Origin of the sequence: Frigoribacterium sp. PvP121 (assembly GCF_017833115.1) — a bacterium.
Taxonomy (GTDB): domain Bacteria; phylum Actinomycetota; class Actinomycetes; order Actinomycetales; family Microbacteriaceae; genus Frigoribacterium; species Frigoribacterium endophyticum.
In genome coordinates, this window is sequence record NZ_JAFIBR010000001.1 from 1,749,960 (window position 1) to 1,775,393 (window position 25,434).

General features: G+C 74.4%; 20 protein-coding genes. 12 read left to right on the top strand and 8 right to left on the bottom strand.

Going from position 1 to position 25,434, the window contains the following annotated elements; genetic code table 11:
* Positions 1–53 precede the first annotated feature (53 nt).
* The 3 genes from JOE43_RS08180 to JOE43_RS08190 are packed head-to-tail and all read left to right on the top strand — an operon-like array spanning position 54 to position 3,351.
* Entirely contained in the window at positions 54–302 is a 249-nt protein-coding gene (locus JOE43_RS08180; protein ID WP_167258701.1) for a hypothetical protein, read from the top strand.
* Positions 299–1,822, top strand: a complete 1,524-nt coding sequence (locus JOE43_RS08185) for a glycosyltransferase (protein WP_209516867.1) — start codon at positions 299–301, stop codon at positions 1,820–1,822. Before JOE43_RS08180 ends, JOE43_RS08185 begins: the two co-directional genes overlap by 4 nt.
* Positions 1,819–3,351, top strand: coding sequence for a glycosyltransferase family 1 protein (locus tag JOE43_RS08190; protein ID WP_209516870.1), 1,533 nt, complete (start codon positions 1,819–1,821; stop codon positions 3,349–3,351). Before JOE43_RS08185 ends, JOE43_RS08190 begins: the two co-directional genes overlap by 4 nt.
* Before the next feature lie 52 nt (positions 3,352–3,403).
* On the opposite strand, the gene JOE43_RS08195 is transcribed toward JOE43_RS08190, so the two are convergent.
* The 5 genes from JOE43_RS08195 to JOE43_RS08215 all read right to left on the bottom strand — a co-directional run bounded on the left by JOE43_RS08195 (position 3,404) and on the right by JOE43_RS08215 (position 9,830).
* Positions 3,404–4,597 carry a glycosyltransferase family 2 protein gene (locus JOE43_RS08195; RefSeq protein ID WP_209516874.1) on the bottom strand — a complete coding sequence of 398 codons (1,194 nt, stop codon included), beginning with the start codon at positions 4,595–4,597 and terminating at the stop codon, positions 3,404–3,406.
* A complete protein-coding gene (locus JOE43_RS08200) occupies positions 4,594–5,559 on the bottom strand; it encodes an NAD-dependent epimerase/dehydratase family protein (RefSeq protein WP_209516876.1) in 966 nt (321 codons plus the stop codon). The genes JOE43_RS08195 and JOE43_RS08200 overlap by 4 nt, the downstream gene beginning before the upstream one ends.
* Positions 5,560–5,575: 16 nt before the next feature.
* Positions 5,576–6,589 (bottom strand): glycosyltransferase, encoded by a 1,014-nt coding sequence (locus tag JOE43_RS08205; RefSeq protein ID WP_307803291.1) that lies wholly within the window; start codon positions 6,587–6,589, stop codon positions 5,576–5,578.
* Positions 6,590–6,654: 65 nt separating this feature from the next.
* Positions 6,655–8,913 (bottom strand): hypothetical protein, encoded by a 2,259-nt coding sequence (locus JOE43_RS08210; protein ID WP_209516884.1) that lies wholly within the window; start codon positions 8,911–8,913, stop codon positions 6,655–6,657.
* A 62-nt stretch (positions 8,914–8,975) separates the two neighbouring features.
* Positions 8,976–9,830: a glycosyltransferase family 2 protein gene (locus JOE43_RS08215; RefSeq protein ID WP_209516887.1), complete on the bottom strand. Its 855-nt coding sequence runs from the start codon at positions 9,828–9,830 to the stop codon at positions 8,976–8,978.
* A 173-nt stretch (positions 9,831–10,003) separates the two neighbouring features.
* Between JOE43_RS08215 and JOE43_RS08220 the strand changes: the two genes are divergently transcribed.
* From JOE43_RS08220 to JOE43_RS08235, 4 genes are all read left to right on the top strand, one after another.
* Positions 10,004–10,957 (top strand): ABC transporter permease, encoded by a 954-nt coding sequence (locus JOE43_RS08220; RefSeq protein ID WP_209516890.1) that lies wholly within the window; start codon positions 10,004–10,006, stop codon positions 10,955–10,957.
* A 3-nt stretch (positions 10,958–10,960) separates the two neighbouring features.
* The gene (locus JOE43_RS08225) at positions 10,961–11,704 is read left to right on the top strand and encodes an ABC transporter ATP-binding protein (protein WP_374072938.1); all 744 of its coding nucleotides are present in this window, start codon (positions 10,961–10,963) and stop codon (positions 11,702–11,704) included.
* Position 11,705: 1 nt separating this feature from the next.
* Positions 11,706–13,091 carry a hypothetical protein gene (locus JOE43_RS08230; RefSeq protein WP_209516894.1) on the top strand — a complete coding sequence of 462 codons (1,386 nt, stop codon included), beginning with the start codon at positions 11,706–11,708 and terminating at the stop codon, positions 13,089–13,091.
* 64 nt (positions 13,092–13,155) lie between these two features.
* Positions 13,156–13,956 (top strand): polyprenol monophosphomannose synthase, encoded by an 801-nt coding sequence (locus tag JOE43_RS08235; RefSeq protein ID WP_307803292.1) that lies wholly within the window; start codon positions 13,156–13,158, stop codon positions 13,954–13,956.
* A 66-nt stretch (positions 13,957–14,022) separates the two neighbouring features.
* Here the strand turns inward: JOE43_RS08235 and JOE43_RS08240 are convergent, their stop codons facing one another.
* From JOE43_RS08240 to JOE43_RS08250, 3 genes are read right to left on the bottom strand one after another with little or no spacing between them, the layout of a single operon-like run.
* Complete coding sequence (locus JOE43_RS08240) at positions 14,023–15,342, bottom strand: exopolysaccharide production protein (protein WP_209516897.1); 1,320 nt, start codon at positions 15,340–15,342, stop codon at positions 14,023–14,025.
* Positions 15,339–16,664, bottom strand: a complete 1,326-nt coding sequence (locus JOE43_RS08245) for an O-antigen ligase (RefSeq protein WP_209516899.1) — start codon at positions 16,662–16,664, stop codon at positions 15,339–15,341. Before JOE43_RS08245 ends, JOE43_RS08240 begins: the two co-directional genes overlap by 4 nt.
* Positions 16,665–16,723: 59 nt before the next feature.
* Positions 16,724–17,920, bottom strand: a complete 1,197-nt coding sequence (locus JOE43_RS08250) for an acyl-CoA dehydrogenase family protein (RefSeq protein WP_209516903.1) — start codon at positions 17,918–17,920, stop codon at positions 16,724–16,726.
* A 187-nt stretch (positions 17,921–18,107) separates the two neighbouring features.
* Between JOE43_RS08250 and manA the strand changes: the two genes are divergently transcribed.
* From manA to JOE43_RS08275, 5 genes are all read left to right on the top strand, one after another.
* Positions 18,108–19,274, top strand: a complete 1,167-nt coding sequence (gene manA / locus JOE43_RS08255) for a mannose-6-phosphate isomerase, class I (RefSeq protein WP_209516906.1) — start codon at positions 18,108–18,110, stop codon at positions 19,272–19,274.
* A 63-nt stretch (positions 19,275–19,337) separates the two neighbouring features.
* Positions 19,338–20,297: a UDP-glucose 4-epimerase GalE gene (gene galE, locus JOE43_RS08260; RefSeq protein ID WP_209516909.1), complete on the top strand. Its 960-nt coding sequence runs from the start codon at positions 19,338–19,340 to the stop codon at positions 20,295–20,297.
* A gap of 350 nt (positions 20,298–20,647) precedes the next feature.
* Positions 20,648–20,962 (top strand): WhiB family transcriptional regulator, encoded by a 315-nt coding sequence (locus JOE43_RS08265; RefSeq protein ID WP_307803424.1) that lies wholly within the window; start codon positions 20,648–20,650, stop codon positions 20,960–20,962.
* A 142-nt stretch (positions 20,963–21,104) separates the two neighbouring features.
* Positions 21,105–23,948 (top strand): glycosyltransferase, encoded by a 2,844-nt coding sequence (locus JOE43_RS08270; protein WP_209516911.1) that lies wholly within the window; start codon positions 21,105–21,107, stop codon positions 23,946–23,948.
* Positions 23,941–25,374, top strand: a complete 1,434-nt coding sequence (locus JOE43_RS08275) for a DUF5719 family protein (protein WP_209516914.1) — start codon at positions 23,941–23,943, stop codon at positions 25,372–25,374. Before JOE43_RS08270 ends, JOE43_RS08275 begins: the two co-directional genes overlap by 8 nt.
* Positions 25,375–25,434 lie beyond the last annotated feature (60 nt).

The window sequence follows — 25,434 nt, forward strand, 5'->3', positions numbered from 1 at the left end:
TTCCCGGGGCACACCACGAGGTCGGTCTGGTGTGCCGAGACGGAGAACGGACCATGGACCAAGAGAAGTCGACCGCCGAGAGAGACCTCGAAGAGCTGCGCGAAGCCGTGCTCGACGACTGGCTCACCGTGACGTCGAGCGTGACCGACGCCCTGCGCGGCATCCAGCAGACCGTCTCGTGGCGCGTCACCCGCCCCCTCCGGGCGGTGCGGACCCTCTCCCGCCGTGCCGGCGAGATCGGCGTCGTGCCCACGGGCCGCCTGGTGGCCGTCGAGGTCGCGCGTCGCCTGGGCCGCCGATGACGGGGCGCACCCCGGCCGCGGAGCTCGTCGCCGACGAGATCGGCGCGCTCCGTGCCGCCCTCGGCGCCCGTCTCGCCGTGGTGGCCCCCGCCCTCGGCGTCGACGTCGACGGCCTGACCCCGTCCGAGGCCCTCGACCGCCTCGCGCGCTCCGTGCACGCGAGCGGCGACGCCTCCGCAGCCTGGCTCCTGTTCGTCGGGGTGACCGCGACCTTCCCGTCCACCACCGACCTGGCCGCCCTGCGCCGAGCGCTCCTCCTCGCGACCCCCGCCACGGCGATGCTCGTCGTCCTGGAGCGCACCATGGACGTCCAGGCGCGCATCCACTCCGGGTTCCGCACCCTCGAGCTCGTGACCGACGAGGTCCTCGTCGACGTCGACTTCTGTGCCCGGTACGAGCACAACACCGGCATCCAGCGCGTCGTCCGGCACATGGTCCCCGAGTGGGCCGACCGGGCCGACGAGCACCGTCTCGTCGCCTGGAACCAGGACAGCACGGGCTACCGCGACCTCACCGAGACCCAGCGCGACCGTGTCCTGCACTGGGGCGACCGGCGCTTCGAGAAGAGCGACGACCCGTCCCTCACCGACGCCGAGCTGCGTCGCGAGCACGTCCTCGTCCCGTGGCGGACGGCGCTCCTCGTCGCCGAGGTGCCGGCCTTCCACGTCTGCGACACGCTCACGTCGATCGCCCGCTGGTCGGGCACCGACGTCGACCTCATCGGCTACGACGCGATCCCCCTCGTCAGCGCCGACACCGTGCCCAACGCCGAGTCCGAGCGCTTCGCCCACTACCTGACCATCGTCAAGCACGCCCGCCGCGTCTACGGCATCAGCGTCTCGGCGGCCGACGAGTTCCGCGGTCTCGTCGCGGCGCTGCCCAGCCAGGGCCTGACCGGCCCCGAGGTCGTCGACGTCACCCTCGCGACCGAGGTGTCGCCCGCGGCCCGCGCGGCGGCCGCCGCCGTGTCGCCCGTGCCGGGCGCCGACCCCGTCGTGCTCTGCGTCGGCAGCCACGAGCCCCGCAAGAACCAGGACGCCACCCTCTTCGCGGCCGAGCTCCTGCACCGCGAGGGGCACCGCTTCCGGATCGTCTTCGTGGGCGGCGGGAGCCGGACGGCGACCCTGCACTTCGACCGCCGCGTGGCCAAGCTGTCGGCGGCCGGCATGCAGGTGGAGTCGCACCGCCGACTCGGCGACGACGAGCTCTGGGCCCTCTTCGGCACGGCCCGCTTCTCCGTCTTCGTCTCGCTGCACGAGGGGTTCGGGCTGCCGGTGGCGGAGTCCCTCGCGCTCGGGGTGCCGGTCGTGACGAGCGACTTCGGCAGCCTCGACGAGATCGCCCGCGAGGGGGGCTGCCTGCAGGTCGACCCCCGCGACGACACGGCCGTCGTGGACGCCATGCGCACCATGCTCACCGACGACGACCGTCACCGGGAGCTCCTGGGCGAGATCGCCGGCCAGCACCCCAAGACCTGGCGTTCGTACGCCGACGAGATCTGGACGGCGGTCACCGCATGAGCTTCCTCACGGCATCCCGGGCCACCACGGCGCGCCCGGCGCACGACGAGGCCCTCCGGGCGGCCGGTCGCCGCGCCTCCTCGGCCCCGGTCGACTGGGAGCGCCTCTCGGGGCCCGAGCTCATCGACGCCCTCGACCGTGACCTCGGCGAGGCGAGCGACCGTCTGTCGTACCTCGTCCTCGCGCTGCTCGACCGGGGCGTCCCCTCGACGGCCCGCGTCGTCGAGTTCACCCGGCGCTGGCGGGTCGACGGGCTCTCCGCGCCGCTCACCGCGGAGTACCGGCGGGGCAGGGCCCCGCGCCGGCCCCGGCCCTTCGTCATCGTCGACGGCGTGATCATGGACGTCACCGACACGAGCCGGAGCCGGTTCACGACCGGCATCCAGCGCGTCGCGCGCGAGACCGTCACCCGGTGGGGCCGTGGGCACGACGTCGTCCTCGCCGCGTGGGACGTCACCGGGCGCCAGCTCGGGGCCCTCACCGCGGAGGAGACCGGGCGGGTGCTCCTCGACGACTCGGTGGCAACCGTGCCCGTGGCCGCCGGCACCGTCGTCATCCCGTTCGACGCGACCTTCGTCCTGCCCGAGATCACGGTCGCGGCGGAGCGGACGGCCAGCGTCCGCTCCGTCGTGCGCTTCGGGACGTCGCGATCGGTCGCCATCGGCTACGACTGCATCCCGGTCACGACGGCCGAGACGAGCGGCCCGGGCATGCCCGGCGCCTTCTCCGAGTACCTCGCGACCCTCGGGCACTTCGACGTCGTCGCCCCCATCTCGAGCGCCGCGCGCACCGAGTACTCGGGCTGGGCGGCGATGCTGCCCGGCGCCGGCCTCGCCCCGCCGCGGATCGAGACCGTGTCGCTGCCGGCCGAGGTCGGGAGCGTCGACGACGAGACGGTCGACCGCGTCCGGGCCGAGCTCGGCCTCGTCGACACGCCCGTCGTCCTCTCCGTCGGCAGCCACGAGCCCCGCAAGAACCACCTCGCGCTCCTGACCGCGGCCGAGCTGAACTGGCGTGCCGGGCACGAGTTCACCCTCGTCCTGGTCGGCGGCAACGCGTGGGGCGACGGCGAGTTCCAGCACATGGTGCGGACCCTCCGGCGCAAGGGCCGCTCGGTGCAGATGCTCTCCGGCGTCGGCGACGACGTCGTCTGGAGCCTGTACCGGATGGCCCGCTTCAGCGTGTTCTGCAGCGTGAACGAGGGCTTCGGCCTGCCCGTGGTCGAGTCGCTCGTCAGCGGCGTGCCCGTCGTCACCAGCGACTTCGGCAGCATGCGCGAGCTCGGCGAGGGTCACGGCGCACTCGTCGTCGACCCGCACGCCCCCGCCGACATCGCTCACGCCATGGGGCGCCTGCTGGTCGACGACGAGCTGCGCGAGGAGCTCGTCGCGCTCACGGCGGGCATGCCGCGGCCGACCTGGGACGACTACGCGGCCCGCCTGTGGACCCTGGTCGACGGCCCGTCCGCCGGGTCCTCCGTCCCGGAGGTCGACGTGGTCCCGGCGCGCGACGGGGTCGCGGGAGCCTGACGACCGCGGCGGGGCGGCCCGGCCGGGGCCGTTCCGCCACGGCCCGACCCGCTCAGCTCGGGCGGTCCTTGTCGCGGTCTCGGTGGCGGATGGCGTCCTTGAGGTGGTCGAGCATCGTCTCGGACTCGAGGTGCTGGATGTGCAGCATCATCCCGTGGCTCGTCTGGAGCGTCTCGTGGTGCACGGCCTGCAGGTCCGCGTGGTCCGCGCGGAGGGCGTCGAGGCCCGCGACGCGCTCGGCGGCGGCGGCGAGATCGGCTCGCAGACGCGACACCTCGCCGGAGAGCCAGCGGACGTAGTCGCCCGCGACCGCGGGGTGCGGGCCGCCGACCCCCGTGGCGCCGGCCGCGGCGTCGTCGGTCGAGGGGTTCGTGAGGAGCGGCTCCCGCACGGTGCAGAGCTCGGCGAGCGGCGCGTCGGCCTCGGGGGCGTCCGCGAGCGTGGCCGCCCAGCGGGCGCTGAAGGCCCGGCCGTTGCGGAGCCCGAGGAACTCGCGGTAGAGCGGGTCGGAGCCGGTGGAGGCGCCGGACGCGTGGTGGGCCACGGCCGACGGCTCGACGACGACGTCCCTCCCGAGGCGCAGCCGGAGCCGGAACTGCAGGTCGACGTCCTCGAAGTAGGCCGGGGTGAAGAGCTCGTCGAAGCCCCCGACGAGGTCGAACGCCGAGCGCTCGACCCAGAGGGCGGCGGCGGAGCAGTAGTCGACCGGCCGCGACTCGAGGAGGCCGGCCGCCCTCGCCTCGTCGAGGCTCGCCCCGCGGCCGAGCTGCAGGGTGCCGGCGCTCGACAGCACCCGGCTGCCGGCCTCCTGCACCCGGCCGTCCGTGTCGAGGAGCAGGCTGCCGACCGCGACGGGCCGGTCGGGGGCTTGGGCGCGGGCCGCGAGGGCGGCGAGCCAGCCCCGGTCGACCACGGCGTCGTCGTTGAGGAAGACGAGCGAGGTGCCCCGCGCGCGGGCCGCCCCGGCCGCGCAGCCTCCGCCGAAGCCCGCGTTCTCCGGCAGGTCGACGACGACCGCGCCCGTGACCTGGGAGGCCGCGGCCCGGGCCGCCGGGGAGGCGCCGTTCTGGACGAGGACGACCTCGAAGGGCGGAGCGCCGACCTGGTCGGCGAGGGCCGCGAGGCAGGTCAGCAGCTCAGCGCCGAGCCGCCAGGAGAGGACGACGACCGACACGGTCGGAGAGGCCGTCACCGGCAGGGAGACGGCGGCGCCGCCGGGGAGCGGGGGAGGCGCGGTGGTGGTCATCGGGGCCTCCCGCCCTGGTGGAGCGACAGCAGCGTCCGATGGATGCCGGCGGCGATGGGGGTGAGCGACCGCCGGTCGAGCTCGGGCCAGACGAGCGACCGGAAGCGCAGGTCGAGGGCCTGGCGCGACGACGAGGCGTGGCTGCCCCAGACGATGCGCGGCCGGCGCTTGACGACCCGCTGCAGCTCCGCGATCAGCGCGCCGATCGTGACGCCCAGGCCGCTGGCCATGATCTTCGTCACGACGCTCCCCGGCGGGAGGCTGCCCGCCCGGTCGAGGGCCGCGACCGTGAGGGCCGCGGCGTCGTCGACGAAGAGGTAGTCGCGGATCGTGTCGACCGGCACGTAGATGGACGAGGGCCGGCCCTGCAGGTGCGCCAGGCACAGCTGCGAGACGAGCCCCTGGGCCTTGGCGAGGTCCTGCCCGGGCCCGTAGATGTTCGCGAAGCGGCCGACGACCACGGGCACCCCCGTCTGGCCCGCCCAGGAGCGGAAGAGCTCCTCGACGCCGAGCTTGCTCCACCCGTAGGGCGCGAGCGGTCGGGGCTCGGTGCCCTCGTCGAAGGGAGCACCGGAGGAGCCGGCGTAGACGCCGCCCGCGGAGGACGCGACGAACGCCGTGCCCCGGGCCGCCGCCTCCTCGTCCAGGAAGGCGGCCGACGACGCGAGGACGCGCTCGATGACGCGCCGCTCCCGGTCGAGGGCGTCGGGCCCGCTCGCGACCACCCCGGCCCCCGCGCACCACACGAGCGACCACCGGGCGCCGCGGTCGAGGACGGGGCGGAGCTGCTCCGTCAGGGCGGCGACCGAGGCGTCCTCGTCGCTCCACGGCACGACGGCGCGGACGACCTCGCCCCCCGGCCGGCGCGCGAGCAGGGCCGAGACGGCCCCGCCGAGCAGCCCGCCCGCGCCCACGACGAACCAGCGGTGCGGTACGGCCGAGGAGTCGGCGTCGGGCGTCACGCGCAGGCCTGGCCGATCACGCCCGGGTCCGCCCGCGGCGGCCGAGCGGACCCCGGCCCGGGTCGCTGACGATCAGGTACGACGGGCGCCCCATGGCCATGTTGACCGCGACGCCGATGTACTCGGCGACGATGCCCAGCGAGAACAGGATCGCCCCCGACGAGAGCAGGACGACCACGATGGTGGACGACCAGCCGGCCTCGAGCTCGCGCCCCGCCAGCGTCGAGACGACCACGTAGAGCGCGAAGAGCAGGCCCAGGGCCGCCAGCACGACGCCGAGCACGCTGACCACGCGGAGCCCGCGCGTGCCGGCCGTCAGCACCATGCGCCAGAAGTGCGAGAGGAGCTTGCGCATCGAGTAGCCGCTGGTGCGGTCGCCCTCGTCGCGCAGCTCGACGGGGCTCGTCGTGACGCGGCGGGTCACCCAGCTGATCGCCACGTCGAGGTAGACCCCGGAGCCCGCGTAGGCGGAGACGCTCCGGGCGACGTCGCCCAGGATGAGCCGGTAGCTCTGGAAGAGCGAGGCGTCGCCGTCGCCGAACACCGCGCGGAGGACGGCCTTGGCGCCCTTCGACGCGGCGTTGCGGACCACGCCGTGCGGCGCGGCGTTGGTGGGCCGCGCGTAGACGAGCGCCGCCTGCTCGGCCATCGCCGTGTCGAGCATCGAGTCGAGGTAGGCCGGGTCGTGCTGGCCGTCCTCGTCGATGGTGGCGACCCAGTCGCCGCCGGTCGAGGCCATGCCGGCGAGAGTCGCGGCGTGCTGCCCGAAGTTGCGGCTGAGCCAGACCCCGCGCACGAGGTCGTTCGACTGCTCGAGCTCCCGGATCACGCGGTCGGAGCCGTCGGGCCCGTTGTCGTGCACGAGCAGGATCTCGGTGATCTCGCGCGGGTGCCCCGCCGGCGTGAGCCTCTCGGAGGCGAGGCCGCTGATCTCGGCGATGAGCGCGGGGAGGGTCTTCTCCCCCTGGTAGACGGGGATCACGACCGAGATCCGGTGCGGTGTTCCCAGGTCGTCAGAGAGGCTCGGCACGGGTCCGGACTTTACCACAGGGGCGTTCACGCCCTCCGGTCGCCGAGGGGGAGGCGCGGTGCCCGTCACGGGGTGAGGTCCAGGCTCTCGACGGTCGGCTGGAGCAGCGCGATCGACGTGTAGCCGACGGCCCCGGCCTGGCCGAGCGTCGTCGAGCCGCCGTCGGCGGAGCCCGCCACGTCGAGCGTGGTCACCCCGGGCCGGACCGTCAGGTCGATCGAGACCCGGGCGACGCCGTCGACGACCGCCACGACCCGCCGGGGGACGCCGGGGCCCTCGACGACGACGCTCGTGACGCCGGACACGAGGGCCTGGAGGTCGATGTCGAGGGTCGCGGGCACGGTGACCTCGCGGTCGTTCTGCAGGACGACGCTGTTCACGGTGTCGTCACCGCCGCTGGCGACGTCGGTGTTGCCCGGGCGGGCGATCGGCGGGTCCGTGATCAGCGTCACGAGACGCTCGCGCTCGGCCGCGGGCAGCGCGGCCGCGGCGTCCCGGAGGTCGGTGGGCACCGTGTACAGCGCCCAGCGCCCGCCGTCGGACTCCGCCACGGGGGCGCCGAGGGACGGCGTGAGCGAGGCCGTGACCTCGTCGCCCTGGTCGGCGTAGCCGGTGGTGTCGACGAGCACGGCCGAGAAGCCCACGACGGCCAGCTGGTCGGCGACGGAGGCTCCGTCGTACTCCTCCAGCGACTGGACCCACTCGCTCGTCGCGCGGCCCTTGATGCCGCCCGCAGACCAGTGCACGTCCTGGGTGTGCAGGTAGGGCTTGAGGAACTCCGTGTAGCTGAGGCCGTTCGGGGTGCTGGCCTCGGGGAAGTCGACGTAGGGGAGCTGCAGGACGTCGGCCCCGGCCCCCACGGTCTGCTCCACGGAGGCGAAGAAGGCCTGGTCGGAGCTGAAGGAGGCGTCGTTGGCCTCGTACGTCGGCACGGCGCCGCCGTTCGTCTGGTCGTAGACGCCCCCGCCGAGCAGGACGACCGCGACCAGCGCGCTGGCCGCGACCGGCAGGAGGCGCGCCCGCGACGGGAGGCGCGTCGCCGCCCGGCGCACGACCAGGTCGACGAGCAGGCCGACCGCGGCGAGGCCGAACAGCGCGATGACGATGGAGAGCCGGTTCCAGCCGCGGAGGTCGCTGGTGAGGAACGACAGGAGGCTCGAGACGCCGCCGAGGGTGCCGAAGAGGAAGGCGAGGATGCTCAGGGCCGAGAGGGCGCGGAGGGTGCGGAACCGGTCGACGTCGACGGCGTCCGTCGACGCGTCGGCCCGGCGCCGGCCGAACAGGGCGACGAGCCCGAGCACCAGCAGGGCGACGAAGCCCGTGGCCGCGACGGCCCCGAGCACGGGGGTCTCGGACGGGAACGGGTACCAGCGGTCGTAGAACTGCCGCAGCTCGGCGAAGGCGTCGACGCGGTGCCCCGGGATGGGGAGCAGCAGCTGCGTCAGCTTGAACGCGTAGTACTCGGTCTCGACCGGCGACCTCGTCAGGCCGCCGTTGCTCTCGCCGTTCTGCCACGCGTAGAGCGTGTCGGGCAGCATGTTCGCGACCGCCGACGCCGCCAGGACGCCGCCGGCCGCGACGGCGCCGACGAACCGGCGCACCGAGCGGTGGCGCCAGAGCGCGGCGACCCCGGCCACCGCCAGGAGGACGACGGCGAAGAAGGCGTAGTAGGTCGAGCTGGCCGCGGCGAGGGCGAGGCCCACGGCCACGCCGGCGCCCCGGCCCGTCAGGGCGCCGAGGAGGCGGTTCCGGGCACCGGCCCGGGCGAGCCACACGGGCCGGCCCGTCGCCACGAGCCAGACGACCCAGAGGGCGATCGGAAGGAAGAAGTAGGACGAGAGCCAGAGGTGGTTCTCGTTGCGCACGAAGTGGTACGGCGCCAGCGCGAACAGGACGGACAGCGCGACGCCCACCGGCCGGGAGACCCCGACCCGCAGCAGGAAGAAGAGACCGCCGACGGCGCAGAGCAGGAAGCCGACGACGTAGTAGACGTTCATCGCGACGGCCCAGTCGCCGAGGAGCGCCCCGAGCACCGAGCCGGCGGCGAAGTTCAGGTTGTCCGCCGTCGGGAAGTCGTGGTACACCTGCCCGGCCGGGGCCCCGAGCAGGGGCTGGGACTCGTACCAGCCCGTCTCGAGGAGCGTCTTGAAGTGGGCGGCCACGGCGAGGGCGTCGCCCGAGTAGAAGAACGGCACGTGCCAGTCGGCCCGCCACAGCTTGAGGACGAAGGTCGTGGCGAGCGCGGTGAGCACGACGCTCGCGAGGTACGCCGGCCAGGTCGGCCCGCGGCGGTCCTGGTCGGACAGCGCGGAGGCCGCGACCACGGGCCGCGGGTCGGTGGTCGACGTGGGGTCCTGCTCCGGTGCCCTGCGCGCTCCTCGGGCCCTCATCGTCCGGTGCCCGCCGCCGCCGCGGTCATCCGTCGCTTGAGGACGACGTACGCGAGGCGTCGCGTCTGGGCGACGACCCGCGCCCGCAGGTCGCCGAGCCGCCGGTCCGCGGCGCTCACGACGTCGGGCCGGGTCTCGTGCAGCCGGGCGTGGAAGCCGCGCGCCTGACGCGACTGCTCGGCGGCCAGGGCGACGCTCCACTGGGTCGTGCTGAGCCGGAACCCGCCGGCGAGCTCGGGGACGGCGACGAGGTCGCCGACGAGCAGGGCGCGGCAGTAGCTGGCTTGGTCGATCAGGTAGGGGAACTCCGCGTCCCAGCCCCCGGCCGCCACGAAGGGGGCGCGGCGGAGCGTCACGCAGAAGGGCTCGCCGAACACGTTCGTGCCGGCCCGGACGGAGGCGCGGACGGCCTCGGTGCCGGGGACGACCGTCGTCGACCAGGTCCGGCCCCGTCGGGCGATGACGGTCTTCGACGCCGCGTCGACGAGCGAGCGGGGAGAGGAGGCGACCGTGGCCTCCGGGTGCGCGTCGAGCGCCTCGACGTGTCGGCGCAGCGTGTCGGGGTAGAGCAGGTCGTCACCGGGCACGAGGCGGAGGTACTCGCCGCTCGCCGCGTCGGTGACGCGCTTCCAGTTGGCGTGCGCGCCCCCTCCCGCCGGGGTCCGGAGCAGGGTCACGCGGTCGTCGTCGGCCCACTGCTGCACGATCTCCCAGGTGCTGTCGGTCGACCCGTGGTCGGCGATCACGAGCTCGAAGTCGTCGTACGCCTGGTCGAGCACGGAGCGCACCGTCTCGGCGAGGAAGTCGGCGTTGTTGAACGCGGGGATGACGACGGAAAGGCGGGGAGGCATGGCAACAACTCTCTGGATTGACCAGGGGCCGAGTCTAGCGAGGCGGCCAGGCGCGCCGGGTAGGCTGCCCCGGGCTGTCGGGAACGGCCTGTGATAATGACCAGTCGCCGCAGGTCGACCCCCGCCACCCGGGCGGGCCTCCTCCTGCGCGGCGCCGAGAGGCATGGAGATCCGTGAGTACTGAATCCGAGGCGCGAATCCAGCGCATCTCGACCCTCCCGTTCGAGAAGGCCGGCGCCGCGAGCGGCGGCCTCATCTCGGGCATCGCCCCCGCCGTGCGCGACATCTGGGCCCACCGGGCCCTCCTCGACCTGCTCATCCGACGCGAGCTCAAGGCCCGCTACAAGGACAGCGCGCTCGGGTTCGTCTGGAGCTTCATCCGCCCGCTGACGATGCTGGCGATCTACTACTTCGCCGTGGGGCAGGTGCTCGGCGCCGCCCGCGCCGTCCCGCAGTTCGCCATCTACGTCTTCGCCGGGCTCACCCTCTGGGGCCTCTACAACGAGATCATCGCGGGGGGCACGACCTCCATCCTCGCCAACGCCGGGCTCATCAAGAAGGTCTACGTGCCGCGGGAGCTCTTCCCGCTCGCGTCGCTCGGCTCGGCGCTGTTCAACTTCGTCGTCCAGTTCGCCGTCCTGCTCGCCGCCGTCCTGGTGCTCGGCCAGTTCCCCGTCTCGTGGGACCTGCTCTACATCCCGGTGGCGGTGGCGCTGACCGTGATCTACGGGCTGGCGCTCGCCCTGTTCCTGTCGGCGGTGAACGTCTACCTCCGCGACGTGCAGTACCTCGTCGAGGTGGCCCTGCTCATCCTGTTCTGGGCCTCGCCGATCGTCTACTCGTTCGGCATGGTCGTCGGCCGCGCCGCCGCCCGGGGCCAGGACTGGATCGTCACCGTGTACCAGCTGAACCCGATGACCGACATCATCCTCGCCTTCCAGAAGGGCATCTGGCGCGCGGGCAGCGAGACGACGACCCTCGCCGACGGCACCGTCGTCGGTCCGCAGCCCTACCCGGCCGACCTCGACGAGCGCCTCCTCGTCATCGGCGTCGTGGGCCTCGTCCTGCTGATCGTCGCCCAGCGCATCTTCGCCCGCCTGCAGGGCAACTTCGCCCAGGAGATCTGAACCGTGAGCACCAGACACGACGTCCCCGTCGTCACCATGACCGACATCTCGAAGCGCTTCGTGATCCGCAAGGAGAAGTCCCTGAAGGAGCGCATCGTCAACCTCGCGCGCTCGAACAAGCACAAGGACGACTTCTGGGCCCTGCGCGGCATCAGCCTCGACATCGAGGCCGGCACGACGGTCGGCCTGATCGGCGCGAACGGCAGCGGCAAGAGCACGCTGCTGAAGGTCATCGGCGGCATCCTCCAGCCGTCCACCGGCGAGGTCAAGCGACGCGGCCAGCTCGCGGCGCTGCTCGAGCTCGGCGCCGGCTTCCACCCCGACCTCACCGGGCGCGAGAACGTCTTCCTGAACGGGTCGATCCTCGGCCTCAGCCAGCAGCAGATCGCCGGGTTCTTCGACTCCATCGTCGCCTTCAGCGAGATCGGCGAGTTCATCGACACCCAGGTGAAGTTCTACTCCTCGGGCATGTACGTGCGGCTCGCCTTCGCCATCGCGATCCACGTCGACCCCGACGTGCTGCTCGTCGACGAGGTGCTCGCGGTCGGCGACGAGCCGTTCCAGAAGAAGTGCCTCGACAAGATCGCGCAGTTCCAGCGCGAGGGGCGCACCATCGTCATCGTGACCCACGACCTCGGCACCGTCGAGTCGCTGTGCGACCGGGCCATCGTGCTGTCGCACGGTGAGGTCATCTTCGACGGCGGTGCCGTCGACGGCGTCGCGGCCCTCCGCTCGACCTTCGCCTGACGTGACCGCCGTCGAGGCCGCCCCGCCCCGCCCCTCCTCCCGGCTGCGAGACCCGGTCGTCGGCCTCGCCGCCGGCACGATCGTGCTCGGGGGCTGCAACTACGTCTACCTGGCCCTCGTCGGCAACCTGGTGGGGGGAGTCGCGGGGGCGCCGGTCTCGGTGCTCTGGACGATGATGGCCGGCCTGGCCGTGGGCCTCTTCCAGCCCATCGAGCAGCTCCTCTCCCGGGGCATGGCCGCCGACCGGGCCGCCGGCGGGACGGGGCGGAGCGTGCTCGCGCGGGCCGCCGTGCTCGGCGGGGCCCTGCTCGTGGCCGCGCTCCTGGCGCTCGGCCTGGCCGCCGGGCCGGTGGCGCGCCTCCTCTTCTCGGGCGAGCGCGCCTTCGTCCTGCTCCTCGCGCTCGGACTCGTCGCGTCGACGCTGCTCTTCTTCGTGCGCGGCTGGCTCGCGGGGACGGGGCGCTTCGGCGCGTACGCGCTCGAGATGACCCTCGAGGGGGTCGTCAAGCTGGGGCTGCTGGGCGCCGTCGCCCTGGCCGGCTCCCGGGAGCCCGTGGCCCTCGGCACGTCGCTCGTCGTCGCGCCCGCGCTGGCCGCCGGGGCCGTGGCCCTCGCGGCCCTCGTGCGGCGCGCGACGGCCCCGGCGACGCCGCCCGCCGCCACGACCGGGCAGCCGCGGGCCGCGCGCCGACCGGCGGGGCTCGGCGACGACGTGCGGGCGTTCGCCGCGCTGACCACGGGGTCGCTGCTGCTGCAGGCCTTCGTGAACGCCGGCGTCCTGCTCGCGCAGGGGTCGGTCGCGGGCGAGTCGACGGCCTACACGGCCAGCCTCGTCGCCGCCCTGGCGATCGCGCGCGTGCCCCTCTTCCTCTTCAACGCTGTCCAGTCGCTGCTGCTGACGCGCTTCACCGTCGAGGTGCAGCACCGGCGCTTCCGGCCGCTCGTCCGCGCCGTCGCGAGCTGGAACGCCGCCGTCCTCGGGCTCGGCGTCGTCTGGGTCGTCATCGTGTGGGCGGCCGGGGCCGCGCTCCTGTCGCTGTTCGGCGACGACTTCGAGCTCCGGCGGGGTCAGCTCGTCCTCCTCGCGGTCTCGTGCGTGCTCCAGATCGTCACGATGGTCACGGCCCAGGCGCTCCTCGCGCTCGGGAGCGAACGCCTCGCCGTGACGGTGTGGCCCGTCGGCCTCGCCGTGCTCGCCCTCACCTACGTCGCGCCCTGGGGCGACGTAGGCTGGGCGGTGGCGGGGGCCATGGTCGCCGGCACCGCGGCGACGGCGCTCGCCGCCGTGGCGTGCCTCTGGTGGTCGCTCCGCCGGGCGGCGCGCTCGGGCGGAGCAGGGCTGCCCGACGTCGAGGTCGGCCGCGGGCCGGCCCTCGACCAGCCCTGAGCGCCTCCGGCCGTTCCCCGCACCTCGGGGCGGGCGTCGTGAGGCCGTGCACTATCCTCGAGCGGTGAACGCCTCGATCCCCGACGCCGTCGCTCCGGCGACCGCCCTCGTCATCGTCCCCACCTACGACGAGATCGACAACCTCTCGTCGATCGTCGCCCGGGTGCACGCCGCCGTCCCGACGGCCCACGTCCTCGTGGTCGACGACGGCAGCCCCGACGGCACCGGCGACCTGGCGGAGCGCATGGCCGCCTCCGACGACCGCGTCCACGTCCTCCACCGCACCGGCAAGCTCGGCCTCGGCTCCGCCTACGTCACCGGGTTCCGCTGGGGCCTCGAGCGCGGGTACGAGGTCCTCGTCGAGATGGACGCCGACGGCTCGCACCCGCCGGAGGCGCTGCCGGCGATGATCGACCGCGTGCTCGCCGGCGGCCCGGGAGCGCCCGCCCTCGTCATCGGCTCGCGATGGGTGCCCGGCGGGTCGGTCGTCGACTGGCCCGTGTCGCGCCAGGTGCTGAGCCGAGGGGGCAACCTGTACGCCCGCCTCGCCCTCGGCCTGCGCATCAAGGACGTCACCGCGGGCTTCCGCGTGTACCGCCGCGCCGCCCTGGCGGCCATGGACCTCACGAGCATCGACTCGAAGGGCTACTGCTTCCAGGTCGACATGACCCTGCGCACCCTCGACGGGGGAGGCTCCGTCGAGGAGCACCCCATCGAGTTCCGGGAGAGGGAGCTCGGCGAGTCCAAGATGAGCCGGGCCATCGTGGTCGAGGCGATGGGCCGCGTCACGGTCTGGGCCGTGCAGCGGCGCCTCGGCTCGCTGCTCGGCCGTCGCCCCGGCCCCGACTGGGTCGTCGAGGACTGACCCGGCCGACGGCCGGAGGAGGCGCGCGCCCGGCGGGCCGACACGGGCCCAGGGCAGCGGCGTCGGCTACCGGAGCGACTGCTGGGTCGCCCTCGGCAGCCGTGACCGCCACGAGCGCTTCCGCGCCGCGATGGTCGCGATGGCGACGAAGAGCATCAGCGTGCCCTCGAACAGCACGAAGCTCTCGGCCAGCGCCGTGACCCCGATCAGCACGAGCACCAGGGCCGGCCACACGTAGGCCACGATCGGGTGCCCGGAGGCGGTGGTCCAGCTCCGGACGAGCGCGAGGCAGCCCGCCGCCACCAGCAGGAGCACTCCGACCAGGCCCAGCTGGAGCCACATGTCGAAGAACGCGTTGAGCCCCGTCGCGTACGGGCGGCCGTCGGGGGCGAGCACCGTCGAGAACGGGAAGATGGTGGACGGCCACTGGCCGACGAAGCCCCAGCCCGTGATGTCGTGGACGCCGGCGAGGTCGCGGATGCGCGACCAGAGCGCGATCCGTGCCGTGAGGTCGGAGGTCCCGTCGACGCTCCCGAGGAGGGGGCCGCGCAGGCCCCACGCGACGCTGCCGCCGACCACCACGACGGCCGTGACGACGCCCTGGAGGAGGGGCCTCCGCTGCTCGGGAGCCCGACGGAGGGCCTGGAGCGCGAGCCCCGCGACGATCAGCGCGACGACGGCGAGGGCGGCGACGGGGGAGCGGGCGAAGAGCAGCACGGCGGCGGCGAGGACCCCCGAGGCGACCGCCTGGGAGCGGGGCACCGATCGCGTGAGGAACTCCACGGCGAAGGTCACCAGCGCCAGCGCGGCGAGGAACCCCAGGTAGTTGCGGGTCCCGGCGAGCCCCTGGATCGGCCCCCCGGACGCGAGGTCGCCCCGGATGCCGAGGAACCGGATGGGCTGGTCGATGAGGAGGCCCGACAGGATCTCGAGGGCCATGGAGGTCACGAGGACGATGCGCAGCGCGTCGCCCACGGCCCGGACGACCTGCACGAGGTCGCGGCCGAGGGCGAGGTAGAGCCCGAGCGCGCCGAAGCCCGCGGCGTAGGCGACGCCTCCGAGCGTCGCCCAGGTGTACTCGCTCCAGAGCACGCTCACGGCCATGAAGCCGAACAGGGCGATGAGGGAGACCGGCAGGATCCCGTGCCACTCGATGTGGCGTCGGCCGCCGAAGAGCGAGACCGCCGCGAGCACGAGGAGGGTGCCGAGCACGGCCAGGGCGCCGGGCCAGCCCATCACGGACCGGATGGCCTGCGTCGTGGTCGCGAAGAGCACGATCGCCACCGAGAGGGCCTGCGAGAACTGCCCCCCGGCCGAGAACCCCACCCAGGCGGAGAGGTAGCGGCGCAGGGGGTCCCGCGGGCGCTCGGCCGACCAGGAGGTCACCGGTCGCGGTCCGTCCAGCCGTAGGGGTCGCGGCGCGTGACGACCACGAGCACGACGAAGATCGCCCAGCCCCACTCGACGATGAGGCGCGACTCGGTGAGGCCGTGGACGAGCAGGGCCGTCAGCAGGAGGACGGGGAGGAGGTCGAGGGCGCTCCAGGGCGCGACGCGCCCGACGCCGAGGACGCGACGGTCGGTCGCCCACGACCACGCGCGCAGGGCGACGCCCACGACCACCAGCAGGAAGAGCGCGAGCCCGACGGCGCCGAGCTGGAACCAGACGTCGAGGTACGCGTCGTGGGCCTGCAGGTAGACGACGCCGTTGCGCTCGGCGAGGTCGCGGAACGGCTCGACGATGGGGATCCAGTAGCTGACCCAGCCCCAGCCGACGACGGGGTGCTGCACGGCCAGGTCGACGACGGCGGCCCAGATGTCGGTGCGGCCCGTGAGGTCGCCGCTGCGCCCCGCGAGGGCGAGCAGCGGGCCCCTGGCGAGCACGACGGCGAGGGCGGCGACCACCAGCACCAGGCCGGCGAGGCCGTAGACGCGGGGTCGGCGAGGAGGCGCGGTGCGGCGCAGGACGACCACCAGCGCGAGCACGAGGGCGACGGCCACCGCGCAGGCGGCGACGGTCGCCGACCGGGTGAGCAGCAGGGCGAGGGCGGCCGAGACGACCCCGACGCGCGCGGTGCTGCGGCTGATCGACCGCGACGAGGCCTCTGCGAGGGTGACGACGAGGGCGAGCAGCGCGAGGACGGCGAGGATGTTGCTGTTGCCCTGCAGCCCCTGGATCCGGCCGCCGGTGAGGAGCTCGGCCCGCGACCAGAAGAACGCGTCGGGCACGCCGCCCGAGCAGTCCAGGTAGACCGGGCAGACCGGCCGCCGCACGAGGGCCCCGACGACGACCTCGAAGAGCAGCGACAGCACGACGTGCAGGCGGAGGGCGCGCCCGAGCGCGGTGACGATCGACGGCCAGGGGAGGGCGACGGTGACGGCCAGGGCCCCGAGCGTGGTCGCCAGGGTGGCGACGATCCCGATGGCGGAGGCCGACGGGTACTGCGACCAGGCGATCGACGCCACGGCGAACGCGAGCCAGAGGGCGAGGACCCGGGGGAGGGCCCGCCACCGGGGCGGGTGCCGCACGACCACGACGGCGGCCGCGATCACCATGACGCCGCAGACGACGCCCCAGCCCCAGAAGCTCGTGCCGTTCCGCAGCACGTCCCCGCCGAGCAGGACGACGAAGACCAGGGTGGCGAAGAGCGTGCTCGTGCGGGCCGGGGGAGCCGACGGGTCACGGCGAGCGGGGAGCGTCGTCGTCATGGGCACCAGGCTAGACGACGCGCGGGGGTGCGCCGCCGCCCGTCGGCGGCGGCGACCGGTCACACGAAGGCGGCCTGGCCCGTGATGGCCCGCCCGACGATGAGGGTGTTCATCTCCCTCGTGCCCTCGTAGCTGTAGAGCGCCTCCGCGTCGGCGAAGTAGCGCGCCACGTCGTAGTCGAGCACGATGCCGTTGCCGCCGAGCACCTCACGGGCCCAGGCCACGGTCTCGCGCATGCGCGCGGTCGTGAAGGCCTTGGCGAGCGAGGCGTGCTCGTCGCGCTGCACGCCTTCGTCGAGCATCTGCGACACCCGGACAACCATGCCGATCGACGCGGTGATGTTCCCGATGCACTTGACGAGGAGGTCCTGGACGAGCTGGTGCCGGGCGATCGGCTTGCCGAACTGGACGCGTTCGCCCGCGTAGGCGAGGGCCGCCTCGTAGGCGCCGATCATGTTGCCGACGGCCGCCCAGGCGACCTCGGCGCGCGTGAGCCGGAGCACCGCGGCGGTGTCGCGGAACGAGTTCGCCTGCTGCAGCCGCAGGCTGTCCGGCACCCGCACGTCCTCCAGGGTGATGTCGGCGTTCTGGACGATCCGGAGGCTCTGCTTGCCCTCGATCTTCGTCGCCGTGTACCCGGGGGTCGAGGTGGGCACGATGAAGCCCTTCACCTGGCCGTCCTCCGCGCTCTTCGCCCAGATGATCGTCAGGTCGCTGAACGTGGCGTTGCCGATCCAGCGCTTCGAGCCGTTCAGCACCCAGTCGTCGCCGTCCCGTGTCGCGACCGTGCGGAGGCCCTGGGCCGAGTCGGAGCCCGACAGCGGCTCGGTGAGGCCGAAGGCCCCGACGAGCTCGCCGCTCGCCAGCCGGGGGAGCCACTCGGCGCGCTGCTCCGGAGAGCCTCCGACGCTGATCGACCCCATCGCGAGGCCGTTCTGCACGCCGCAGAACGTCGCCACCGACGCGTCGCAGCGGGCGAGCTCGAGCGCGACCCACCCCCGGAACACGGCGGAGTTCTCGAACGGGCGCGTCTCCTCCCAGGGCATCCCGTAGATGCCGAGGTCGGCGAGCCCCTTGACGATCTCGTGCGGGAACTCCGCGCGCTCCCAGTGGCCGTTGACGATCGGCCGCACCTCGGTGTCGAGGTAGGCCCGCAGGTCGGCGAGGACGGCCTTCTCCCGCTCGCTGAGGCCGGCCTCGTAGCCGTAGAAGTCGCTCGCCAGCGTGCTGAACGAGGTGAGGGTCGCTGATGACATCCGTTGCTCCGTTGCATCGTGTCGGTGCGGCCCGGCGCGCGGGCCGGTCCGTCTCGGGACGACGTGAGCCTAGGCACGGCGCCGAGGGGCGGCAAAGGGGTTGGTAGTTTTGACCAACGCACGCCCCCGGTCGTCCTCGCGTCTTTGTAGAGGGGGCCCAAGCCCACGTCGACAAGCAGGTCTCCGCATGTTCCTCGCCATCACCAACACCCCCCGCGACTACGCCTGGGGCTCCCGCTCCGCGATCGCCGAGCTCCTCGGCCGCGCACCGTCCGGCCGCCCGGAGGCCGAGCTCTGGCTCGGCGCGCACCCCGGCTCCCCGAGCGTCGTGGTGAACCCCGCGGTCGTCGACGGCGCCGACACCCTGGCCGACTGGTTCGCGGCCGAGCCGGCCCGGGCCCTGGGCCGCGACCGCAGCGAGCTGCCCTTCCTCCTCAAGGTGCTCGCCGCCGACGAGCCGCTCTCGATCCAGGCGCACCCCACGCCCGAGCAGGCCCGGGCGGGCTTCGCCGCCGAGGAGGCGGCCGGGGTGCCGATCGACTCGCCGACGCGCAACTACAAGGACCCGTTCCCGAAGCCGGAGATCATCGTCGCCCTGAGCGAGTCCTTCGACGCGCTCTGCGGCTTCCGCACCCCGGCCGAGACGATCGTCGACGTCGACGCCCTCGACGCGGGCACGGGTCGCCTCGCCGCCCTCCGCGGCAGCGTGGCGACGTCGCTGGAGTCGACCCTCGCCTGGCTCTTCGACGGGAGCGCGGAGTCCCGCGCGGTCGTGGCGGCCGTGGGCGAGCTGGCCGGCTCGGTCGCCGACCCGAGCCCGAGCGTCGCCACCGCCGTCGACCTCGCCGCGCGCTGGCCCGGCGACCCCGGCGTGGTCGTCTCGCTCCTCCTCAACCGCGTCACCCTGCGCCGCGGCGAGGCGCTCTTCCTCCCCGCCGGCAACGTCCACGCGTACCTCGGCGGCCTCGGGGTGGAGCTGATGGCGCCGTCCGACAACGTCCTCCGCGGCGGCCTCACGCCGAAGCACGTCGACGTTCCCGAGCTGCTCCGCGTGCTCGAGTTCGAGCCGCTGCCCGTGCCGCGGCTGCTGCCGGTCGAGACGGCGCCCGGCGTCGAGCGCTTCGAGCCCGGCGGCGTCGGCTTCGCCCTCCTCCGCGTGCACGCGGGAGGCGCGGGGGCCGTCGTCGAGATCGGCGGGCCGAGCGTCCTCCTCGTCACCGACGGCGAGGTCGTCGTCAAGGGGCAGGACGGCTCAATGCGCCTCCGCCGGGGCGAGTCGGCCTTCGTGACCCCCGACGAGGTCCGGCTCGCCGTGACCGGCGGCGGCCAGCTGTACGTCGCGACGCCCGCCTGAGCCGGGCGGCCCCCGCGGCCAGCCTCGCCGGGCGACGCGCCGTCGCTCGGTAGGGTGAGCGCCATGTCATGGTTGGTCACCGGCGGCGCCGGCTACATCGGGTCCCACGTCGTCCGCGAGTTCACGAAGGCCGGCATCGACGCCGTCGTCTACGACGACCTGTCGTCGGGCCTCGAGGCGTTCGTCCCCGAGGGGGTCCCCTTCGTCCGCGGCACGATCCTCGACCGCGAGCTCCTGGCCGACACGATCCGTGAGCGCGGCGTGACGGGCGTCGTGCACGTCGCCGGCTACAAGTACGCGGGCGTCTCCGTCCAGCGGCCCCTGCACACCTACGAGCAGAACGTCACCGGCACGCAGCGGCTCCTCGAGGCCATGGCCGACACGGGGGTCGACCGCGTCGTCTTCTCCTCCAGCGCGGCGGTGTACGGCACGCCCCCCACCGAGCTGGTGACGGAGGACACCCCGAAGTCGCCGGCGTCGCCCTACGGCGAGAGCAAGCTGATCGGCGAGTGGCTGCTGCGCGACCAGGGGGTCGCGGCCGGGCTCCGCCACACGAGCCTCCGCTACTTCAACGTCGTCGGGTCCGGCGAGGCCGGGCTGTACGACGCCAGCCCGCACAACCTCTTCCCCCTCGTCTTCGCCGCGCTCGCCGCCGGCCGCACGCCCCGCATCAACGGCGACGACTACGACACGCCCGACGGCACCTGCGTCCGCGACTACGTCCACGTCTCCGACCTGGCCGTCTCGCACGTGGCCGCGGCCCGGCGCCTCGACGCCGGGGAGGCCGTCGAGGCGGCCTACAACCTCGGCTCCGGAGGCGGGGTGTCCGTCCGCGAGATCATGGACGCCATGCGCGAGGGCACCGGGGTCGACTTCCGGCCGGAGGTGGCGCCGCGTCGTCCGGGCGACCCCGACCGCATCGTCGCCGACGGCACGCTCGCCGGCCGCGACCTCGACTGGGTCATGCGGCACAGCCTGCTCGACATGGTCACGAGCGCCTGGGCCGCCGCTCCTCGGAGCTGAGCCTCGCGCTCGTCGTGCCCCGTGACTCCTCGGTCCGGGCGCTCCGCGAGGGGTGACCCGGACGCTGCCGGAGGACGGGTGCGACACGCCCGGGCCGCGACGAGGTGCCCCCAGGACGGGTGACGTCACCCGGGCCGGGCGGATCGTACCCCGACACGCCGGAGCGAGCTTGACCCTCGATGGGGGGTCCAGGGTTTATTGGGGCTCGACTTGACGTCGTGTAGTTACACCGGTGTAATTGCCTGAGTCGCAGCCGTTCGGGGGGCGACGACGTCGAGGGGAGAGGTGCTGTGGCGATCAACGAGAACCGTGTCGACGGGATCGGTGCCGGGCAGTCCGTCGGCGCCGCCGTGGCCGTGGGGGCCGCCGTGCCCGACGACTGGCACGTCGATCCGGTGCTGCTCGGCGTCCCCGGGGTCCGCAAGGTCGCCGTCGACGACGACGAGGCCCAGCTGGCCTGGCAGGCCGACTCGCTCTGCGCGCAGACCGACCCCGAGGCGTTCTTCCCCGAGAAGGGCGGCTCCACCCGCGACGCGAAGAAGATCTGCGCCTCGTGCGACGTCCGGGCCCAGTGCCTCGAGTACGCGCTCCGCAACGACGAGCGCTTCGGCATCTGGGGCGGGCTCTCCGAGCGCGAACGACGCAAGCTCCGCAAGCGCGCCTAGCCCGCTCCTCCACCGTCCGTCCCGCGGCGCACGACCCCTCCCGGGGCCGTGCGCCGCGGTCGTTCATCGAGCCCTCACAGGTAGGCGCGGCGCGGCGCGGCGCGTCCGTCGCCCTCGGCGGCCGACCTAGGCTGCACAGGTCATGCAACCGAGAGTCACTGCGATCCTCGTCGCCCCTGGTGGAGCGACGCACCTCGACCGAACCCTCGACGGGCTGTCGCGCCAGACGCGACCGCCGGAGGCGCTCGTCGTCGTCGACGCTGGCGGGCGCGACAGCGCGGCGGGCAGGCTCTCCCTCAGCGGCGCGGCCCAGCTGACGAGCGTCCCCCCGACGACGACGTTCGTCGAGGCGCTCGCGCACGGCGCCCGGCTGTCCGGCAGCGGCGACGCCGCCGCCGAGGCCGACGAGTGGCTGTGGTTCCTCGGGCACGACAACGCGCCGCGCCCCCGAGCCCTCGAACGGCTGCTCTCCACGGTCGAGGTCTCGCCCTCGGTCGCGGTGGTCGGGCCCAAGCTGATGCGCCTCGACGACCCCGCGGTCATCGCCGGCTTCGGCGAGACCGTGACGCGCTACGGCGCGTCCATGGCCCTCGTCGAGAACGAGCTCGACCAGGGCCAGCACGACGACCGCCACGACGTGCTCGGCGTCGCCGCCGGCGGCATGCTCGTCCGCCGCAGCGTGTGGACCGCCCTCGGCGGCTTCGACCCCGGCCTGCCCCACGTCGACGCCGCCCTCGACTTCTCCGTCCGCGCCCGCCTCGCCGGTCACCGGGTCGCGCTCGTCTCCGACGCCCGCGTCGCGAGCGACGCCCCCCCGGAGGACTTCGGCCAGGCCGAGCCCCTCGGCAGCGGTCGGCGCACGCGCCTCCACCGGTCGGCGCAGCTGCACCGGCGACTCGTCTACGCGCCCGCGGCCGCCCTGCCGCTGCACTGGCTGAGCCTCGTGCCGCTCGCGGTGGTGCGGAGCATCTGGCACCTGCTCACCAAGAACCCGGGCGCCGTCGGCGGCGAGTTCGCCACCGCCCTGCGAGCCGCGTTCGGGGGCACGCGCATCGCCCAGGCGAGGCGGTCCCTGTCACGGACGAGGACGACGAGCTGGGCGGCGATCGAGCCGCTCCGCGCGACCTTCTACCAGATCCGCGAACGACGGGTGACCGAGCGTGACGCCCTCGTCGCCCGGGGCGAGGACGCCGGCGACCCGCGGGCGAGCTTCATCGGCTCGGGCGGGCTCTGGGTCGTGGTGCTCACCGCCGTGGTCGGGGCGGTCGCCCTCCTCGACCTGCTGAGCCAGCCCGCCGTCACCGGCGGGGGCCTCCTGCCGCTCAGCACCTCCCTCGGCGACCTCTGGTCGTCGGTCGGCTGGGGCCGGCGCGAGATCGGCACGGGCTTCGTCGGGCCGTCCGACCCGTTCACGGCCGTCGTCGCCGTGCTCGGCTCCCTCACGGCGTGGTCTCCGTCGACCTCGGTGCTGCTCGTCTACCTGACCGCGCTGCCCGTCTCCGCGCTCGGTGCCTGGTTCGCGACCCGCCGCGTCACGAGCCGCGCGTGGGTGCCCGCCGTCGCCGCCGGCGTCTACGCCCTCTCGTCGCCGGTGCTGTCCGCCCTGCAGACCGGCCACCTCGGCGCCGCGCTCGCCCACGTCGCCCTGCCCTTCCTGGTCTGGGCCCTGATCGGCTCGGCCCGGTCCTGGGCGGCCGGAGCCACCGCCTCCCTCCTGTTCGCGCTCGTCGCGGCCTGCTCGCCGTCGCTGCTGCCGGCGCTCGTCGTGATCTGGCTCGGCTCCCTGGCCACCCGCCCGCGCGGCATCCACCGCATGATCGCGGTGCCCCTCCCGGCGGTGGCGCTCTTCCTGCCGCTCGCGATCGTCCAGATCGGGCGCGGCACCTGGTGGGGCGTCTTCGCCGACCCGGGCGTGCCGGCCAGGACGGAGCCGGCGTCGCCGCTCCAGCTCCTCGTGACGTCGCCCGAGACGGGGCTGAACGGCTGGACGCGGCTCCTGGCGGGGACGGGCCTGCCGGCCGAGACCCTCGCCGTGGTCGTCGCCGCCGCCGTCCTGCCCCTCGCCCTCCTGGCCGTGGCCGCGCCGTTCGTCGGCGCGCTGGGCCGCGCGGTGCCCGCCCTGGCGCTCGCCCTCCTCGGCTACCTGACCGCCGTGGCCGCCACCCAGGTCTCCGTCTCCGCCGTCGGCAGCGACAGCGTCGCGGTCTGGGCGGGCAGCGGGCTCAGCCTCTACCTGCTGGGCCTCGTCGGCGCCGCCGCCGTGACGCTCGACCGCCTGCCCCGCGTCGCCCCGCCCGCGGGCGTGCTCGTGGCCGTCACGAGCGTCGCCGTCGCGGTGCCGGTGCTCATCGCCTCGTACCTCGGGACGTCGGACGTACGCCCGAGCTCGGGGCGCATTCTCTCGGCCTACGTCACGGCCGAGGCCGAGGCGTCGCCCGACGTCGGGACGCTCGTCCTGACCCCGCAGCCCGACGGCTCGCTCGCCGTCTCGCTCGAGCGCGGCCAGGGAGCGACGCTCGACGACCAGTCGACCCTCGACGCCACGTCGCAGCGGCTCAGCGCGACCGACCGCGACCTCACCGTCCTCGCGGGCAACCTCGTCAGCCGCAGCGGCTTCGACCCGGCCGACGACCTCGACCGCCTCGGCGTCGGCTTCGTGCTGCTGGCCGGCACGCCCGACGACGAGCCCGCGGCGGCGGCGCTCGAGCGCCGTGCGGGGGAGGCCCTCGACGGCACCGCGACCTTCCTGCCCGTCGGCGACACCTCGAACGGGCTCCTCTGGCGCTACGTCGCCGCGTCCGAGCGGCCCGACGACCGGACCGACCCGGGGCCGCTCCGCCCGATCGTCGGCGTCACCTGGGCGCTGGTGCTCGGCTCGGCCCTGCTGCTCGCCCTCCCGACGACGCCCCGTCGGCGCCGGTCACGGGCCGGCGTGCCCGAGGCCGAGCAGCCCGCCACCACCTTCGACGAGGAGCGAGATGACTGAGCGATCCGCAGCCAGGACCACCGGACGCGTGGCGGTCGGCGTCGTGGGGCTCGCCGTCGCCGCCCTCGTGGTCGGCGCGGCGGCCGTCGTGCCGCTGCCGGCGCTCCGCACCGAGCCGGCCGGCCAGCAGGTCACCCCCGTGCCGGTCGACCAGCAGCGCGTCTGCGCCGGGAGCGTCCTCCGCCTCTCGGACGCGGAGGGGCAGCAGGCCACCACGGCCAGCGCCGTCGGCCGGGCCGACGTCGACCGGGGGTCGACCGGCGACGACGAGGTCGAGGCACTCGCCGGCGCCGACGGCAGCTCGTCGTCGCCGCAGCTCGTGACGGCTCCCGTCGTCGGCGACGACGTGCCCCTCGTCGCGGCGGCGCAGAGCCAGGTCGTCGACTCCGACGACCTGGTCGGCTTCGCCTCCGCCCCGTGCACCGAGCCGACGAGCTCGACGTGGCTCGTGGGCGGCTCGACCGAGACCGGGCGCGTCTCGCTCATCACCCTCGTCAACCCCACCGACGTGAACTCGACGGTCGACCTCGGCATCTGGGCCGAGGACGGCACCGTGCAGGGGCCGGGCATCGACGGCATCGTGGTGGCCCCGCGCAGCCAGAAGGTGGTGCCCCTGTCCGGCTTCGCGACGGGCCTCGCCTCTCCCGTGGTCCACGTGCAGAGCCGCGGCGGCCGCATCGTCTCCACGCTGCAGCAGTCGGTGGTCCGCACGCTCGACCCGGGCGGCGTCGACATCGTCAGCGGCTCGGCCGAGCCCGCGACCACCGCGGTCGTGCCGGGCCTCGTCGTCCGTGACTCGGCGAACCTCGAGGCGGCCCTCGCCGACGAGGGGAGCGCCGACCTCCAGAGCGTCCTCCGGGTGCTCGTCCCCGGCGACACGGGCGCCACCGTGACGGTCGACGTCGCCACCGCCGACGGGACGGGGACGAGCTTCGAGACCGAGGTCGGCGCCGGCCGTGTCACCGACGTGCCGGTCGACGGCCTCGCCGACGGGGTCTACACCGTCCGCGTCGAGTCGCCCGTGCCGGTCGTGGTGGGCGCCCGGTCGTCGACGGTCTCGGGCCAGGGCGCGGTCGACCTGGCCTGGGCCTCCTCCGCCTCGCCGCTGGACGGCGACACGCTCGTCCAGGTGCCGGCCGGCGAGGGCGGCGTCCTCAGCATCGTCAACCCGTCCGCCGACACCGCGACGGCGTCCGTGGCCGTCGAGGCCGCCGGCGACGACGCGGCCGGGCAGGCCGACGAGGACCCCCGGGAGGTGCCGGGCGGCTCGACGATCGCCGTGGCGGTGGGCGCGGGCGACCGTGTCACGCTGAGCGGCGCCGACGGCCTCCGTGCCGGGGTGTCGTTCTCCGGCCCCGGGGCCCTGGCCTCGTGGGCGGTCTCGTCACCGTTGCCCGCCTCGTCGCCCGTCACCGTCTGGCCGTAGCGGCCGTAGCGGCCGTCACGGGCCCCGGTGGGCCTCGGCGTGGGCTGCGCGGGCCCCGGC